General features: G+C 58.4%; 18 protein-coding genes. 17 read left to right on the top strand and 1 reads right to left on the bottom strand.

Translation table 11 applies throughout. From position 1 onward, the window contains the following. Positions 1-148: 148 nt before the first annotated feature. The gene (locus tag KGB06_RS20410; RefSeq protein ID WP_223518976.1) at positions 149-727 is read right to left on the bottom strand and encodes a Maf family protein; all 579 of its coding nucleotides are present in this window, start codon (positions 725-727) and stop codon (positions 149-151) included. A gap of 106 nt (positions 728-833) precedes the next feature. On the opposite strand from KGB06_RS20410, the gene KGB06_RS20415 reads away from it, so the two are divergent. The 17 genes from KGB06_RS20415 to KGB06_RS20495 all read left to right on the top strand — a co-directional run bounded on the left by KGB06_RS20415 (position 834) and on the right by KGB06_RS20495 (position 15,115). Further along, positions 834-1,361 carry a YceD family protein gene (locus tag KGB06_RS20415; RefSeq protein WP_004371317.1) on the top strand — a complete coding sequence of 176 codons (528 nt, stop codon included), beginning with the start codon at positions 834-836 and terminating at the stop codon, positions 1,359-1,361. A 13-nt stretch (positions 1,362-1,374) separates the two neighbouring features. Beyond that, a complete protein-coding gene (rpmF, locus tag KGB06_RS20420) occupies positions 1,375-1,557 on the top strand; it encodes a 50S ribosomal protein L32 (protein WP_003179396.1) in 183 nt (60 codons plus the stop codon). A 4-nt stretch (positions 1,558-1,561) separates the two neighbouring features. Beyond that, positions 1,562-2,572, top strand: coding sequence for a phosphate acyltransferase PlsX (gene plsX / locus KGB06_RS20425; RefSeq protein ID WP_223518978.1), 1,011 nt, complete (start codon positions 1,562-1,564; stop codon positions 2,570-2,572). 125 nt (positions 2,573-2,697) lie between these two features. Continuing rightward, positions 2,698-3,636: an ACP S-malonyltransferase gene (fabD, locus tag KGB06_RS20430; protein ID WP_223518979.1), complete on the top strand. Its 939-nt coding sequence runs from the start codon at positions 2,698-2,700 to the stop codon at positions 3,634-3,636. Positions 3,637-3,652: 16 nt separating this feature from the next. Next, positions 3,653-4,396, top strand: coding sequence for a 3-oxoacyl-ACP reductase FabG (fabG, locus tag KGB06_RS20435; RefSeq protein WP_223518981.1), 744 nt, complete (start codon positions 3,653-3,655; stop codon positions 4,394-4,396). 192 nt (positions 4,397-4,588) lie between these two features. Continuing rightward, on the top strand, positions 4,589-4,825 hold the full coding sequence (gene acpP / locus KGB06_RS20440; protein WP_223518982.1) for an acyl carrier protein: 237 nt from the start codon (positions 4,589-4,591) through the stop codon (positions 4,823-4,825). Between the two features lie 111 nt (positions 4,826-4,936). Then, on the top strand, positions 4,937-6,181 hold the full coding sequence (fabF, locus tag KGB06_RS20445; protein ID WP_007945728.1) for a beta-ketoacyl-ACP synthase II: 1,245 nt from the start codon (positions 4,937-4,939) through the stop codon (positions 6,179-6,181). Next, positions 6,181-6,996: an aminodeoxychorismate lyase gene (gene pabC, locus KGB06_RS20450; RefSeq protein WP_223518983.1), complete on the top strand. Its 816-nt coding sequence runs from the start codon at positions 6,181-6,183 to the stop codon at positions 6,994-6,996. Before fabF ends, pabC begins: the two co-directional genes overlap by 1 nt. A 3-nt stretch (positions 6,997-6,999) precedes the next feature. After that, positions 7,000-8,253, top strand: coding sequence for an endolytic transglycosylase MltG (mltG, locus tag KGB06_RS20455; RefSeq protein ID WP_223518985.1), 1,254 nt, complete (start codon positions 7,000-7,002; stop codon positions 8,251-8,253). A 19-nt stretch (positions 8,254-8,272) separates the two neighbouring features. Then, positions 8,273-8,905, top strand: a complete 633-nt coding sequence (tmk, locus tag KGB06_RS20460) for a dTMP kinase (protein WP_223518987.1) — start codon at positions 8,273-8,275, stop codon at positions 8,903-8,905. Then, positions 8,898-9,884 carry a DNA polymerase III subunit delta' gene (locus tag KGB06_RS20465; protein ID WP_223518989.1) on the top strand — a complete coding sequence of 329 codons (987 nt, stop codon included), beginning with the start codon at positions 8,898-8,900 and terminating at the stop codon, positions 9,882-9,884. The genes tmk and KGB06_RS20465 overlap by 8 nt, the downstream gene beginning before the upstream one ends. Positions 9,885-9,978: 94 nt before the next feature. Then, positions 9,979-10,764 (top strand): TatD family hydrolase, encoded by a 786-nt coding sequence (locus tag KGB06_RS20470; RefSeq protein WP_223518991.1) that lies wholly within the window; start codon positions 9,979-9,981, stop codon positions 10,762-10,764. A 343-nt stretch (positions 10,765-11,107) separates the two neighbouring features. Continuing rightward, positions 11,108-11,746: a TetR/AcrR family transcriptional regulator gene (locus tag KGB06_RS20475; RefSeq protein WP_007945721.1), complete on the top strand. Its 639-nt coding sequence runs from the start codon at positions 11,108-11,110 to the stop codon at positions 11,744-11,746. Between the two features lie 139 nt (positions 11,747-11,885). Then, positions 11,886-12,854: a GTP 3',8-cyclase MoaA gene (locus KGB06_RS20480; protein WP_223518993.1), complete on the top strand. Its 969-nt coding sequence runs from the start codon at positions 11,886-11,888 to the stop codon at positions 12,852-12,854. A gap of 169 nt (positions 12,855-13,023) precedes the next feature. Then, positions 13,024-13,629, top strand: a complete 606-nt coding sequence (locus tag KGB06_RS20485) for a DUF4823 domain-containing protein (RefSeq protein ID WP_223518995.1) — start codon at positions 13,024-13,026, stop codon at positions 13,627-13,629. A 16-nt stretch (positions 13,630-13,645) separates the two neighbouring features. After that, a complete protein-coding gene (locus KGB06_RS20490; RefSeq protein WP_223518997.1) occupies positions 13,646-14,206 on the top strand; it encodes a DUF1285 domain-containing protein in 561 nt (186 codons plus the stop codon). Between the two features lie 192 nt (positions 14,207-14,398). After that, on the top strand, positions 14,399-15,115 hold the full coding sequence (locus tag KGB06_RS20495; RefSeq protein WP_223518999.1) for a FadR/GntR family transcriptional regulator: 717 nt from the start codon (positions 14,399-14,401) through the stop codon (positions 15,113-15,115). Positions 15,116-15,228 lie beyond the last annotated feature (113 nt).

Genomic DNA, 15,228 nt, shown 5'->3' on the forward strand with positions numbered 1-15,228 from the left:
GGGAACAAACTGGTCTGGGTACGGGACTGTCCCTGGATGTAGGCCATAACGAAAAATGCTCCGTATCTTTCGATGCGGAGCATTTTCTTTGATCGCCAGGCAGATTGCTAGGTTTTCACACAGTCTGTTCGTGGCCGGTTTTTTGTGTTCAGGGAATTTGCACGCCTTCGGCCAGCAGCATGTCGATCAGGCGGATCAGTGGCAGGCCGATCAGGCTGGTGGCGTCAGGGCCTTCGGTGCTTTGAAACAGACTCACCCCCAAACCCTCGGCCTTAAAGCTGCCAGCGCAGTCGTAGGGCTGTTCGGCGCGCAGGTAGCGTTCGATGCGTGCCTGATCGAGTGCGCGCATGTGGACGGTGAACGGCACGCAATCAACCTGGCAGTCGCCAGTCTGGCTGTTGAGCAGTGCCAGTCCGGTGAGGAAGGTCACGCTGGCACCGCTGGCGGCCAGCAGTTGTTCGCGGGCCTTTTCGAAGGTGTGGGGTTTGCCGATAATCCTGTCACCGAGTACCGCGACCTGGTCGGAGCCGATGATCAGATGGGCGGTATGGCTGCCCGCAAGTGCCAGGGCTTTTTCTTTGGCGAGGCGCTTGACCAGTTCAATGGCCGGCTCACCCGGTCGATGGCTTTCGTCGATTTCCGGCGAGCTGCAGGTGAAAGGCAGCTGCAAGCGGGCCAGCAATTCCCTGCGATACACCGAGCTTGAAGCGAGTAATAAAGGCAGCATGCGCAACTCCAAAAGTCAGGCGTGAATTCTAGCGGAGGCTTGCAAGTGACGGACAGGGCTGAATTTCCTTTGACATGGCTGGGGGCATCCCTATAATGCTGCGCCTATGTTGAATGACCCGATTCCACCTCACGTTGACCCGCGCAAATTGGCTGATCGTGGCACCACCCTTCAAGGTGAACTGCTGCTGGCCGATTTGGAGAGACTCTGCGACCCGCTTTCCGACACTGTCGGTACGGTGCAGGCTAAATTCGTTTTTGAACGAGATGAACGTAAATCTGTGGTCATCCACAGCTTTATCGACACCGAGGTCAAAATGGTTTGCCAGCGTTGTCTTGAGCTGGTCACCCTGCCGATCCATAGCGAATGCAGTTATGCTGTGGTGAAGGAGGGTGCGAATACCCAGTCGTTGCCGAAAGGTTATGACGTGCTGGAACTGGGCGAAGATCCTTTGGATCTGCAGTCACTGATCGAGGAGGAGCTTCTGCTCGCCTTGCCCATTGTGCCTGCTCATCATCCGGAAGAATGCCAGCAGCCGGCGGGTCTCGATGAGCCCGAACCGAGCGAGGACGAGGTAACGCGGTCCAACCCGTTCAGTGTATTGGCGCAGTTAAAGCGTGACCCAAACGTTTAGGAGTTAATCAATTATGGCTGTTCAGCAGAACAAAAAATCCCGCTCCGCCCGTGACATGCGCCGTTCGCACGACGCTCTCGAGGCTAGCACCCTGTCTGTAGAAAAAACCACCGGTGAAGTTCACCTGCGTCACCACGTATCGCCAGAAGGCGTATACCGTGGCCGTAAAGTGATCGACAAGGGCGCTGACGAGTAATCACTTGTCCGCTCAAGTCATCGCGATTGACGCAATGGGCGGGGACTTCGGTCCCCGCAGCATTGTTCAGGCCAGCCTCGCTTGCCTGTCTGCTACACCCTCGCTGCACCTGACCCTCGTCGGTCAACCCTCCCTTCTTGAAGAATTGCTCTCTGGCCAATCGGCTGTGGATCGCTCGCGCCTGTCGATTGCGCCCGCGTCTGAAGTCATCACCATGGACGAAAAGCCTGCGCAGGCTCTGCGCGGCAAGCCCGACTCGTCGATGCGCGTGGCGCTTGAGTTATTGCGCGATGGCAAGGCTCAGGCTTGTGTCAGTGCCGGCAATACCGGCGCGCTGATGGCGTTGTCGCGGTTTGTGCTCAAGACCTTGCCGGGCATTGATCGTCCGGCAATGGTGGCGGCGATTCCGACGCAAAAGGGCTACTGCCAGTTACTCGATCTGGGCGCCAATGTTGATTGCAGTGCCGAGCACTTGTTGCAGTTCGCGGTCATGGGCTCGGTGGCGGCGGAAGCGCTCGGCATTGCTCGTCCGCGTGTCGCGCTACTGAACATCGGTACCGAAGACATCAAAGGTAATCAGCAGGTCAAGCTGGCGGCCACCTTGTTGCAGGCTGCTCGTGGCATCAATTACATCGGTTTTGTCGAAGGTGACGGTTTGTACCGTGGCGAGGCGGATGTGGTGGTGTGTGATGGCTTTGTCGGCAATATCCTGCTCAAGTCCAGCGAGGGGCTGGCGACCATGATTGCCGGGCGCATCGAAGCCTTGTTCAAGAAAAACCTCGCGTCGAAAATGGTGGGGGCCTTGGCGTTGCCGCTGATGAAGCGTCTTCAGGCTGAGCTCGCACCTGCGCGGCATAACGGCGCCAGCTTCCTTGGTTTGCAAGGGATTGTGGTGAAAAGCCACGGTTCGGCCGGGGTTCAGGGGTTTCAAAGCGCCATTTCCCGTGCGTTGATCGAAATTCAGGAAAATCTGCCGGAGCGGATTCACGGTCGTCTGGAGGATTTGTTGCTTTAGGCGTTTTCGTCGGACAATGCTTAAATGTGACCGCTTGGGCCAATTGGCCATCCAACTGTCAGTTTCTTGCGTCCCCCACTTGGGACATCAATTCTCCGACGACAAGATCATTAGGGGCTTGTTACATGTCTGCTTCCCTCGCATTCGTCTTTCCAGGACAGGGTTCGCAGTCCCTCGGCATGCTGGCCGAGTTGGGCGCGCAACATCCGGTTGTCCTCGAAACTTTCAAAGAAGCTTCCGATGCTCTGGGTTACGACCTGTGGGCACTGACCCAGCAAGGGCCGGAAGAGCAACTCAATCAAACCGATAAAACCCAGCCGGCCATTCTGACCGCCTCGATCGCCTTGTGGCGTCTGTGGCTGGCTGAAGGCGGCGCGCGTCCGGCTTACGTTGCCGGTCACAGCCTGGGCGAGTACAGCGCTCTGGTTGCTGCGGGCAGCCTGACCCTCGGCGATGCTGTCAAGCTGGTTGAACGCCGTGGTCAGTTGATGCAGGAAGCCGTTCCGGCCGGACAAGGTGGCATGGCCGCCATTCTCGGTCTGGATGATGCTGACGTGCTGGCAGCCTGTGCCGAAGCGGCGCAAGGCGAAGTGGTCAGTGCGGTGAACTTCAATTCCCCGGGTCAGGTGGTGATCGCCGGTGCCAAGGCGGCAGTGGAGCGCGCCATCGAAGGCTGCAAGGGTCGTGGTGCCAAGCGCGCCATGCCGTTGCCGGTCAGCGTGCCGTCGCACTGTGAGCTGATGCGCCCGGCGGCCGAGCGTTTTGCCGAGTCCATCGCTGCAATCGACTGGCAAGCGCCGCAGATTCCTGTGGTACAGAACGTCAGCGCCAATGTGCCGGCCGATCTGGATACACTCAAGCGCGATCTGCTTGAGCAGCTCTACAAGCCAGTGCGCTGGGTTGAGTCAGTCCAGGCGCTGGCCGCCAAGGGCGCGACCCAACTGGTCGAATGCGGTCCCGGCAAAGTGCTGGCTGGTCTGAACAAACGCTGCGCCGAAGGCGTGTCGACATCCAACCTCAATACCCCAGACGCTTTCGCTGCCGCCCGTGCAGCGCTGGCCTGAATCAGGAGAAGCTTGCATGAGTCTGCAAGGTAAAGTTGCACTGGTCACCGGCGCGAGCCGCGGGATCGGCCAGGCCATCGCCCTGGAACTGGGTCGTCAGGGTGCCACCGTGATTGGCACCGCGACCTCCGCTTCTGGTGCCGAACGCATCGCCGCAACCCTGAAAGAAAACGGTATTCAAGGCACCGGTCTTGAGCTCAATGTCACCAGCGACGAATCCGTTGCTGCAGTACTGGCGAGCATCACTGCACAGTTCGGTGCGCCGGCGATCCTGGTCAACAATGCCGGTATCACCCGCGATAACCTGATGATGCGTATGAAAGACGACGAGTGGCATGACGTTGTCGATACCAACCTGAACAGTCTGTTCCGCCTGTCCAAGGGCGTTTTGCGCGGTATGACCAAAGCCCGTTGGGGACGAATTATCAGTATTGGCTCGGTTGTGGGTGCCATGGGCAACGCAGGCCAAGTAAACTACGCAGCCGCCAAGGCCGGTCTGGAAGGTTTCAGCCGCGCACTGGCGCGTGAAGTCGGTTCGCGTTCGATTACGGTAAACTCGGTGGCCCCAGGGTTCATCGACACCGATATGACCCGTGAGCTGCCTGAGGCACAGCGTGAAGCCTTGCAGACGCAGATTCCGCTGGGACGTCTGGGGCAAGCTCAAGAGATCGCGTCTGTGGTCGCTTTTCTTGCGTCCGACGGTGCGGCTTACGTTACTGGGGCTACAATCCCGGTGAACGGCGGGATGTACATGAGTTAAATGTGACGGATCGCTTCAAAAAAATGTCATACGAGCTGTCTAAAATCCGTTATAAAGCTGCAATCTATTTTATAGGCAGAGGGCTGTCGGGTTTGAGGAGTGAAGCTTTCAGTTGAAAAGCTGAAAAGTCTTTCTATACACTTACCCACTGGCCAGCTGCCTGAATTTGTCCATTAGGAGTGAAAACAAGGTATGAGCACCATCGAAGAGCGCGTCAAGAAAATCGTTGCTGAGCAACTGGGCGTTAAAGAAGAAGAAGTGGTCAACACTGCTTCCTTCGTTGAAGACCTGGGTGCCGACTCCCTTGACACCGTTGAGCTGGTGATGGCTCTGGAAGAGGAATTCGAGACCGAAATTCCTGACGAAGAAGCTGAGAAGATCACTACTGTACAAGCCGCAATCGATTACGTTACTAACCACCAGGGTTAATAGCTTGTAATCGTTGCTTGCTGTCATGGAAAAACCGCACTGCCATCACGGCGTGCGGTTTTTTCTTTAGGCATGATGCAAAGTCGTCATTTGAAAAAAAAGGAGAGTGCTGTGTCGCGTAGACGCGTCGTAGTCACCGGTATGGGTATGTTGTCGCCACTGGGCACGGATGTGCCGAGCAGTTGGCAGGGCATTCTGGCTGGCCGCAGTGGCATTGGTCTGATCGAACACACCGACCTTTCTGCCTATTCCACCCGTTTTGGCGGCTCGGTAAAGGGCTTCAATGTCGAGGAATACCTGTCGGTCAAGGAAGCTCGCAAGCTCGACCTGTTTATTCAATACGGTCTGGCCGCAGGTTTTCAGGCTGTACGCAATTCCGGTCTGGAAGTCACTGACGCCAACCGCGAGCGTATCGGCGTGGCGATGGGGTCGGGTATTGGCGGTCTGACCAATATCGAAGAAACCAGCCGCACCCTGCATGATACTGGCCCACGGCGGATCTCTCCGTTTTTCGTGCCTGGCTCGATCATCAATATGATTTCCGGTTTCCTGTCCATCCACCTGGGTGCACAGGGACCTAACTACGCCATCGCCACCGCGTGTACCACCGGTACTCACTGCATTGGCATGGCAGCCCGTAACATCATGTACGACGAAGCCGACGTGATGATTGCCGGCGGTGCCGAAATGGCAGCGTGCGGGCTGGGCATGGGGGGCTTTGGTGCTTCCCGCGCACTGTCGACCCGCAACGATGAGCCGACCCGTGCCAGCCGCCCTTGGGATAAGGGCCGTGATGGCTTTGTCTTGTCCGACGGTGCCGGTGCTCTAGTGCTAGAAGAACTGGAGCACGCCAAGGCGCGCGGCGCGACCATCTACGCCGAGCTGATCGGCTTCGGCACCAGTGGCGATGCTTACCACATGACCTCGCCACCGGCGGACGGTGCAGGTGCTGCACGTTGCATCACCAACGCCCTGCGCGATGCCAAGGTCAACGTTGATCAGGTTCAATACGTCAACGCCCACGGTACTTCGACCTCGGCCGGCGACCTTGCCGAAGCCTGTGCGATCAAGTCGGTGTTTGGCGATCACGCCTACAAGCTGGCCGTCAGTTCGACCAAGTCCATGACCGGTCACTTGCTGGGCGCAGCGGGCGCAGTCGAGGCAATCTTCAGCGTGCTGGCGATCAACAGCCAGGTAGCGCCGCCGACCATCAACCTCGATGAGCCGGACGAAGGCTGTGATCTCGACTTTGTTCCGCACACTGCGCGCAACATGGACATCGATGTGGTGCTGTCCAACTCCTTCGGTTTTGGCGGGACCAACGGCTCGCTGGTGTTCCGCCGGTTCGCTGACTGATGGACAGCTGGGTCGACGGTCAGCCGGCAGACGCTCTGTCGCTGAAAGATCGCGGCCTGGCTTACGGCGATGGTCTGTTCGAGACCATTGCTGTGCGTGGCGGGCAGCCGCTGTTGCTGGACCGGCACCTGTCGCGTCTGGCGCAAGGCTGTTCGCGCCTGGCGATCGCTGTTGATCACGAGCTGGTTCGCAACGAATTGCTGGCCTACGCCGCAGCGCTTGGTGAGGGTGTGCTCAAGCTCATTCTCACGCGCGGCGACAGCTTGCGCGGTTATGCTCCCGATCCTTCGGCGCAAGCCCGACGCATTCTGCAAGGCAATCCTCCTGCTGCTTATCCGTTTGTTCATGCAGAGCAGGGCGTCCGTCTGTTCCCCTGCGTCACGCGACTTTCCAGACAACCCTTGCTCGCCGGGCTTAAACATCTGAACCGTCTTGAGCAAGTGATTGCCCGTGGCGAATGGCAAGACACCGAACATGCCGAAGGCTTGATGCTCGATCAGGCCGGTCGCGTCATCGAAGGTGTGTTCAGTAATCTGTTCCTGGTGCGCGATGGCGTGCTGATCACCGCCGATTTAAAACGCTGTGGCGTGGCCGGCGTGATGCGTGCCGAATTATTGTTTCAAGCCGAGTCACTGGGGATTCCCACGCAAATCACCGACATCAGCCTAGATCAGCTGCAATGGGCCGATGAAGTCTTTGTCTGCAACAGCGTGTATGGCGTTTGGCCGGTGCGTGCCTATGCTGCGTTGAGCTGGCCGGTTGGGCCGCTCACCCGTAAACTCCAAACCATTGCCCGTGCGCTACTGGATGCTTGATACGTGAGACGTAAATTCTTGCTGCTGCTGGAAACCGGATTGGTTCTGGCGGGGCTGTGTCTGGGCGCTTCTGCCTGGAAAATCCATTCGGCGCTGGAACAGCCGCTGAACATCACCCAGGAAGAACTGCTGGAAGTGCCCAAGGGCACGACGCCAACCCGCACCTTCTATCGACTCGAAGCCAAGGGCGTCATCAAGGATGCGTTCTGGCTGCGCGTTTACTGGCGCTTCAATCTCCCCAAGCAACCTTTGCACAGTGGCGAGTACCGCATGATTCCGGGCATGACGGTTGAGGGGCTGATCGAGCTGTGGAAACGCGGCGAAATGGTTCAATACAGCCTGACCCTGGTCGAGGGCTGGAATTTCCGTCAGGTTCGCGCAGCCCTGGCCAAAGACGAAAAACTCGAGCAGACCATCGACGGGTTGAGTGACAGTCAGGTGATGGAGAAGCTCGGTCACCGCGGGATCTTTCCGGAAGGTCGCTTCTTCCCCGACACCTATCGGTTTGTGCGTGGCATGACCGACGTCGATCTGCTGAAAAAAGCCTATGACCGCCTCGACGAGGTCCTCGGCAAAGAGTGGGATCAGCGCGCTGCTGACGTGCCATACACCGAGCCCTATCAGGCGCTGATCATGGCCTCGCTGGTGGAAAAGGAAACCGGCGTGCCGCAGGAGCGCGGGCAGATTGCTGGCGTCTTCGTTCGACGCATGGCGATCGGCATGTTGCTGCAGACCGACCCGACGGTGATCTATGGTCTTGGTGATCGCTATAGCGGTAAATTGACCCGTGCCCACCTCAGGGAAGCGACCCCGTACAACACTTATGTGATCTCGGGCCTGCCGCCGACACCGATTGCCATGGTCGGTCGCGAAGCCATCCATGCCGCGTTGAACCCGGTGGCCGGCAACAGTCTGTATTTCGTCGCGCGTGGCGATGGCAGTCATGTGTTCTCAGATGATCTGGATGCTCACAACAACGCGGTGCGCGAGTTCCAGATCAGGCGTCGAGTCGACTATCGTTCCAGCCCGGCGCCGATCCCTGCGCCAGAGACGGCGAATGGCGAATCGCTGGACACCGAGGCGCCGATTCCGGCGGCTTCGCCGGGTCCCGATCCCGAGGCTTTGCCATCCGTGGCGCCGCAAGAACCGGCTCCTGAGCCGGCTCCTGCGCCTACACCTGAAGCGGCTCCTGCACCGACGCCTGAACCTGCACCTGAGCCCGCGCCGGATGCAGCCGCTCCGCAAAGCCCGCAATAATTCTGACTAAGGACTGCCCGTGACTGGCTTGTTTATTACCCTGGAAGGCCCGGAAGGTGCTGGCAAAAGCACCAATCGCGAATACCTGGCCGAGCGCCTGCGCGCTGCCGGTATCGAAGTGGTGCTGACCCGCGAACCGGGCGGTACGCCGTTGGCCGAGCGGATTCGCGACGTGCTGCTGGCGCCAGCTGATGAAGTCATGAACCCCGACACCGAATTGTTGCTGGTATTCGCCGCGCGCGCCCAACACCTGGCCGAAGTGATTCGCCCGGCGCTGGCCCGTGGTGCGGTGGTCCTGTGTGATCGCTTTACGGATTCTACCTACGCCTATCAGGGCGGTGGTCGCGGTTTGTCGCTGGAACGCATCGCGACCCTGGAAACTTTCGTCCAGGGCGATCTGCGCCCGGATTTGACGCTGATCTTCGACCTGCCGGTGGAGGTGGGACTGGCCCGTGCCAGCGCTCGCGGTCGACTGGACCGTTTTGAACTCGAAGGCCGAACCTTTTTTGATGCGGTGCGTAGTGCATTTCTCAAGCGCGCTGAAGCGGACCCTGCGCGGTATGTACTGGTCGATGCGGCCCAGCCACTGGCGCAGGTTCAGCGGTCTCTGGACGTTCTGCTGCCGCGTCTGCTGGAGTTGACACGTGGCTGAAGCCTATCCGTGGCAAGACAGTCTCTGGCAGCAGTTGGCCGGTCGTAAGCAACACGCTCATGCCTATCTGCTGCATGGCCCGGCCGGGATCGGCAAGCGCGCGCTGGCCGAACGGTTGATGGCCAGTTTGCTGTGCCAGCGCCCGACCGCGCAGGACGCTTGCGGTGAATGCAAATCCTGTCTGCTACTGAAGGCTGGCAGCCATCCCGACAATTACATCCTGGAACCGGAAGAAGCCGACAAGGCGATCAAGGTCGATCAGGTGCGCGAGTTGGTCAGCTTCGTGGTGCAGACCTCGCAGATGGGCGGGCGCAAAGTGGTGTTGATCGAGCCGGTCGAGTCGATGAATGTCAACGCTGCCAACGCCTTGCTCAAAAGCCTTGAAGAGCCGTCGGGCGATACCGTTTTGCTGCTGGTCAGCCACCAGACCAGTCGACTGTTGCCGACCATCAAAAGCCGCTGCGTCCAGCAAGCCTGCCCTTTGCCAAGCGAGGCGATGAGCCTTGCCTGGCTGGCCAAAGCCTTGCCGGACTGCGCGGAAGAAGAACGTATCGAACTGCTGACCCTGGCCGCCGGTTCACCACTGGCTGCGGTCACCCTGCAAGCCCAAGGCGTGCGCGAGCAGCGGGCACTGGTGGTCGATGGGGTGAAAAAGTTGCTCAAGCAGCAACAATCGCCAACGCAACTGGCCGAAGGCTGGAATGCGATCCCGCTATTGCTGTTGTTCGACTGGTTTTGTGACTGGTCGAGCCTGATTCTGCGTTATCAATTGACTCAGGATGAAGAAGGCCTCGGGCTGGCGGACATGCGCAAGGTGGTTCAGTACCTGGCGCAGAAAACCAGTCAGGACAAAGTCCTCGGTATTCAGGACTGGATCCTCGCCCAGCGCCAGAAAGTGATGAGCAAGGCGAACCTGAACCGGGTGTTGTTGCTGGAAGCGCTGCTGGTGCAATGGGCATCCTTGCCTACCCAGAAGTGACCGTCTGCGCCTAGACTCTGTGCATCTGCACCCACCTGGCCGGAGCCCTCAAGTCCGACCGTCCCACTCATACGATGTAAGTTGCAGCCCTTTTATGCTCGTAGATTCCCATTGTCACCTTGATCGCCTCGACCTCGCCGCCCACGACGGTTCTCTGGATGCAGCACTCGATGCGGCTCGTCAGCGCGGGGTAGGGCACTTTCTGTGCATCGGCGTCAGCGTCGACAACGCCGCCGACGTCAAAGCCCTGGCCGAACGTTATGACGACGTCGACTGTTCGGTCGGCGTGCATCCGCTGGATGTGCAACCGGGCGCTGCGCCCGCGCTGGATTGGCTATTGCGCGAGCTCAATCACCCCCGTGTGGTCGCGATTGGTGAAACCGGTCTGGATTATCACTACGAACCGCAAGCGGCAGAGTTGCAGCAGGAGTCGTTTCGCCTGCACCTGCAAGCGGCCCGGCAGACTGGCAAGCCAGTCATCATCCACACCCGTGGTGCCCGCGCCGATACCCTGAGCTTGTTGCGTGAAGCGGCACTGCCTCAGGCCGGTGTACTGCATTGCTTTACCGAAGACTGGGAAATGGCCAAGGCTGCCTTGGACATGGGCTATTACATTTCCTTGTCCGGTATTGTCACTTTTCGCAATGCCGATGCATTGCGCGATGTGGCCAGCAAGGTGCCGGCCGACCGTTTGCTGGTGGAAACCGACTCACCGTACCTCGCGCCGATCCCGTATCGCGGCAAGCCGAATCTGCCGCAGTACGTGCGTGAAGTTGCGGAGTTTCTGTCAATGTTGCGAGGCGAGCCCTACGAGCGATTTGCCGAGCAGACCACTGAGAACTTCAAGCGGCTGTTCCCGCTGGCGCATGTGAAAGGTTAAATCGCAGGCAAAAAAAACCCGGGTTCTGGGGGGTGAATCCGGGTTAAGACCATTAGGAGTAAAACAATGGCACGCGGTCCGTTGGTACCAATATCGGCGAAACACTTGGGGGAGATGTCTCGCCGACAGTTCAAGTATTGATCACTATTGCGCCTCGTCCAGTTTACCGGTCGCGATTTTTAAACAATTTTGGAATACGGCCGCTTCGGAAGAGTTCTCATCAGTGGGCGACCCTGCTGGAAATCATCACGAAACACAGATATGGTCGGATGATCCGTGCATTTTTGCGTAAGTTAGGCATAATACGCGGCTTCGAATTTTGACCCCCAACAGACCTTTTCTTATGCATAAAGAACCTCGTAAGGTCCGTGAGTTTCGTCGCCGCGAGCAAGAAATTCTCGATACCGCGCTCAAGCTGTTCCTCGACCAAGGTGAAGACAGTGTCACCGTCGAGATGATTGCTGATGCCGTCGGTATCGGCAAAGGCACGATCTACAAGCACTTCAAATCCAAGGCGGAGATTTATCTGCGCCTGATGCTCGATTACGAGCGTGATTTGAACGAGCTGTTGCATTCGGCCGATGTCGACAAGGACAAGGAAGCGCTGTCCCGGGCTTACTTCGAATTCCGCATGCGCGATCCGCAACGCTATCGTTTGTTCGACCGACTGGAAGAGAAGGTGGTCAAGGGCAATCAAGTGCCGGAGATGGTCGAGGAACTGCACAAGATCCGCGCCTCCAACTTTGAACGCCTGACCCTGCTGATCAAAGGCCGGATCAGCGAAGGCAAGCTCGAAGACGTGCCGCCTTACTTCCATTACTGCGCGTCCTGGGCGCTGGTGCATGGCGCCGTGGCGCTGTATCACTCGCCGTTCTGGAGCAATGTGCTGGAAGATCAGGAAGGCTTCTTTCAGTTCCTGATGGACATCGGCGTGCGCATGGGCAACAAGCGCAAGCGCGATAGCGACACCCCGAGCAGCTGAATCATTCAGCTGCCTGATTGCGCCATGATTTATCTATATGGCGCAGTACCGCAGGAATATACTCAGGCATGGGACTTGCTAAAACTTGAATTCTGAGTCAAGTTTTGCGCGTTCCAATTTCCCATCGCCGGAGTGATCCATGATCGTTGACCGTCAAGGCAGGCGCTTTCGCAATTTGCGGATCAGTCTGACCTCAGCCTGCAACTACGCTTGTACCTACTGCGTGCCTAACGGCAAGCGGCTGGTGGCTGCGCAGGATGAATTGTCGGCCGAGGCCATGGCGCGCGGCGTGGCGTATTTGATCGAAGCGGCAGGCATCGAGCGTTTGCGCATCACCGGTGGCGAGCCGCTGGTCAGCCCCAAACTCGAAGCCTTCATGACCGCCGTCGGCCAGATGGGCCTGCAAGACATCAGCCTGACCACCAATGGTCAATTGCTGGCGAAAAAGCTGCCGTTGCTGGTAGATGCCGGCATTCGTCGTATCAACGTTTCCCTCGACACCCTGGACGCCAGCGCTTTTCGCAGCATTGCGCGCGGCGGTGATCTGGCGACCGTACTTGACGGTATGGATCAGGCCAGCGCAGCGGGTATCAAGATCAAGGTCAACATGGTGCCATTGCGCGGACAGAACCTTGATCAGGTGATGCCGCTGCTCGATTACTGCCTGGAGCGCGGCTATGAATTGCGCTTCATCGAACTGATGCGCATGGGCCACCTGGCCACCGACTCCAATGCTTTCCTGCAACAGTTCGTCAGCCTCCAGCAGTTGCTGAGCCTGATTGGCGAGCGCTATGAATACCTGCAAGCCGATGCGCCGGTCGATGCCACTGCGGTACGTTATGAAATTCCAGGGCTGGGTCACTTCGGCGTGATCGCCAACGAAAGCGTTCCGTTCTGCCGTACTTGCTCACGTTTGCGTCTTTCATCCACGGGTTGGCTGCATGGCTGCCTGTCGTCGAGCAATCGCCATTACGTCGGCGACTTGCTGGACAAGCCTCGCCATCAAGCGCTGCCTGCTTTGCAGCGGCTGCTGGTGAAGGCCTTGGGTGACAAGCAGGAAGTGGCGTTTTCGGGTGGTGCGACGATCATGAAGATTATTGGCGGCTGACTCTCCCTCATCGCGAGCAGGCTCGCTCCCACAATGATTTGCGCAAAACCTGTGGGAGCGAGCCTGCTCGCGATTGCGATCTATAAGGCGATAATCAACTTGAGCTGGCGCGGAAGCTGCATCCAATGGCCATTCGCCGGTTTTCCGTCACCGGCCTCTGGAGGGTAGGATGCGTAGTCTGGTTTTGCTTCTGGCCGTTTTGGCGCTGGGTGGCTGCATGAATGTCAGCGACATGGCTGAAGAGACTCGCTACCAGATGAGCGACGTGGGACTGCTGGATCACAGCAACAGCCGTCGGGTAAACAACCTGCGCATTCAGCCGGACTCGTTCATCTACATCGCCCAAGGTCCGTTCGCGCCACCGGGCAGTGTCTATCCGCGCCCTAACGCGGTGGCCGAAGAGGCCTTCAACGGCTTTATCGAATACTTCCCGATGGTACGCCGCGCCCGCACACCCGAAGGTATCGACCGAGCCATGGCTGAAGCTCGCGCCGCCGGTGCCCATTACCTGCTTTACACCCGGTTCGCCAACGCTGACGACCGCATCGGCAACATGGATGACTGGATCGATCAGGAATACGTGGATCGCCTCGGTATCGACAGCGGCGTGATTCAGATCATGTTGATCGAGACCAACACCCAGTATTTGATTGATACTGCAACCATCAAGAGTCGTGGCGGTTTACTGACGTTCCACGACAACAGGCCAGAAGACCTGATTGGCCCGCCGCTGCAGCAATATGCGCGCAGCCTGATCGGGATCAGCGACCAGTAAATTCAAGGAGTACGCCATGAGTGACCCGCAAAAAGCCAACGATTTGTTGGGGCAGATCCCCAAAACAAAAGGCTTGCCGCCGGTTCACCTGTGGAACCCTGATTTCTGTGGCGACATCGATATGCGCATCGCCCGCGACGGCACCTGGTATTACCTGGGCACGCCGATCGGGCGCAAGCCGATGGTCAAACTGTTCTCTACCATCATTCGCCGCGATGGCGATGACTATTTCCTGATCACGCCGGTCGAGAAGGTCGGGATCAAGGTCGATGATGCACCGTTTGTGGCGATCACCGTGGATGTGGAAGGCGAGGGCGAAGCTCAGCTCCTGCGGTTCACCACCAACGTTGATGAAACCAGCGAGGCGGGCGCAGAGCACCCGATACGCGTGGTAATCGACCCTGTCACCCAAGAGCCGGCGCCCTATGTCCACGTGCGCACCAACCTCGAAGCGCTGATTCATCGAAACGTGTTCTACCAACTGGTGGAACTGGCAGTGACCCGTGAAATCGACGGACAGCGCTGGCTTGGGGTGTGGAGCGGTGGCGAGTTCTTTCCCATCGGTCTCGAACCTTAAGCAGCTCAAAATGTAGGAGTGAGCCTGCTCGCGATGGCGGTGTGACATTCAACATTAATGTTGAAAGTTATGGCCTCATCGCGAGCAGGCTCGCTCCTACATTTGATCTCCATGTTTCCCGAAGAATCCAATTGACACTCAATCATATGATGATTAGCGTGTTGCTTCTTCGCGCGCGGTTTTGAGGTTTCCATGTCCAGCAGTTTTCATGCATCGACCGTTGATTGGCTGGGTTGCTGGATTGCCGCTGGCCAAGTGAAGCCCGGCGAAACGCTCAAGGTTGAAGCCGATCTGGGCGAGCAGCTCGGTGTCAGTCGCACGGTCATTCGCGAAGCCATCAAAACCCTGGTCGCCAAAGGCATGCTCGAAGTCGGGCCGAAAGTCGGCACCCGAGTGTTGCCGGTGCGCCGCTGGAACCTCTTTGATCCACAAGTCGTCGGCTGGTTGTCACGCAGTGGTTTGCCGGAAAACTTCGTCGACGATTTGCTCGACCTGCGCCGTACCATCGAACCCATGGCCGTGCGCTGGGCCTGTGAGCGGGCGACGGTCGAGCAAGTGCAGGCGGTGCTTCTGGCCTACAACGCGCTGGAGCGGGCGGTGGAAAGCGGTGTCGATTACAACCGCGCGGACCAGATTTTCCACGAGTGCATCCTTGCCGCCAGCCACAATCAATTCATTGAGCAAATGGTCCCGGCCTTGGGTGCGCTGCTAGCGGTGTCGTTCGAAGTCTCTGCGGCCGATCCTGACGAACTGCGTCGCACGTTGCCGATTCACAAAGACATGGCCGACGCCATCGCCGCCCGCGACTCCGCGCGCGGGGTGTGGGCCTGCATGACCCTGATCGATAACGCGGACCTGGCGATCAAGCGCTTCTACCCGCAAGTCATGGCCGACAAAAAAGCCGGCTGACCCGACAAATCCCTTGTAGGAGCCGAGCTTGCTCGCGATAGCGGTTTGTTATCCGACATCATTGCTGTCTGATCCACCGCTATTGCGAGCAAGCCCGCTCCCACACAAAAAAC

It is taken from the genome of Pseudomonas sp. GL-B-19 (genome assembly GCF_019956415.1).
GTDB lineage: Bacteria > Pseudomonadota > Gammaproteobacteria > Pseudomonadales > Pseudomonadaceae > Aquipseudomonas.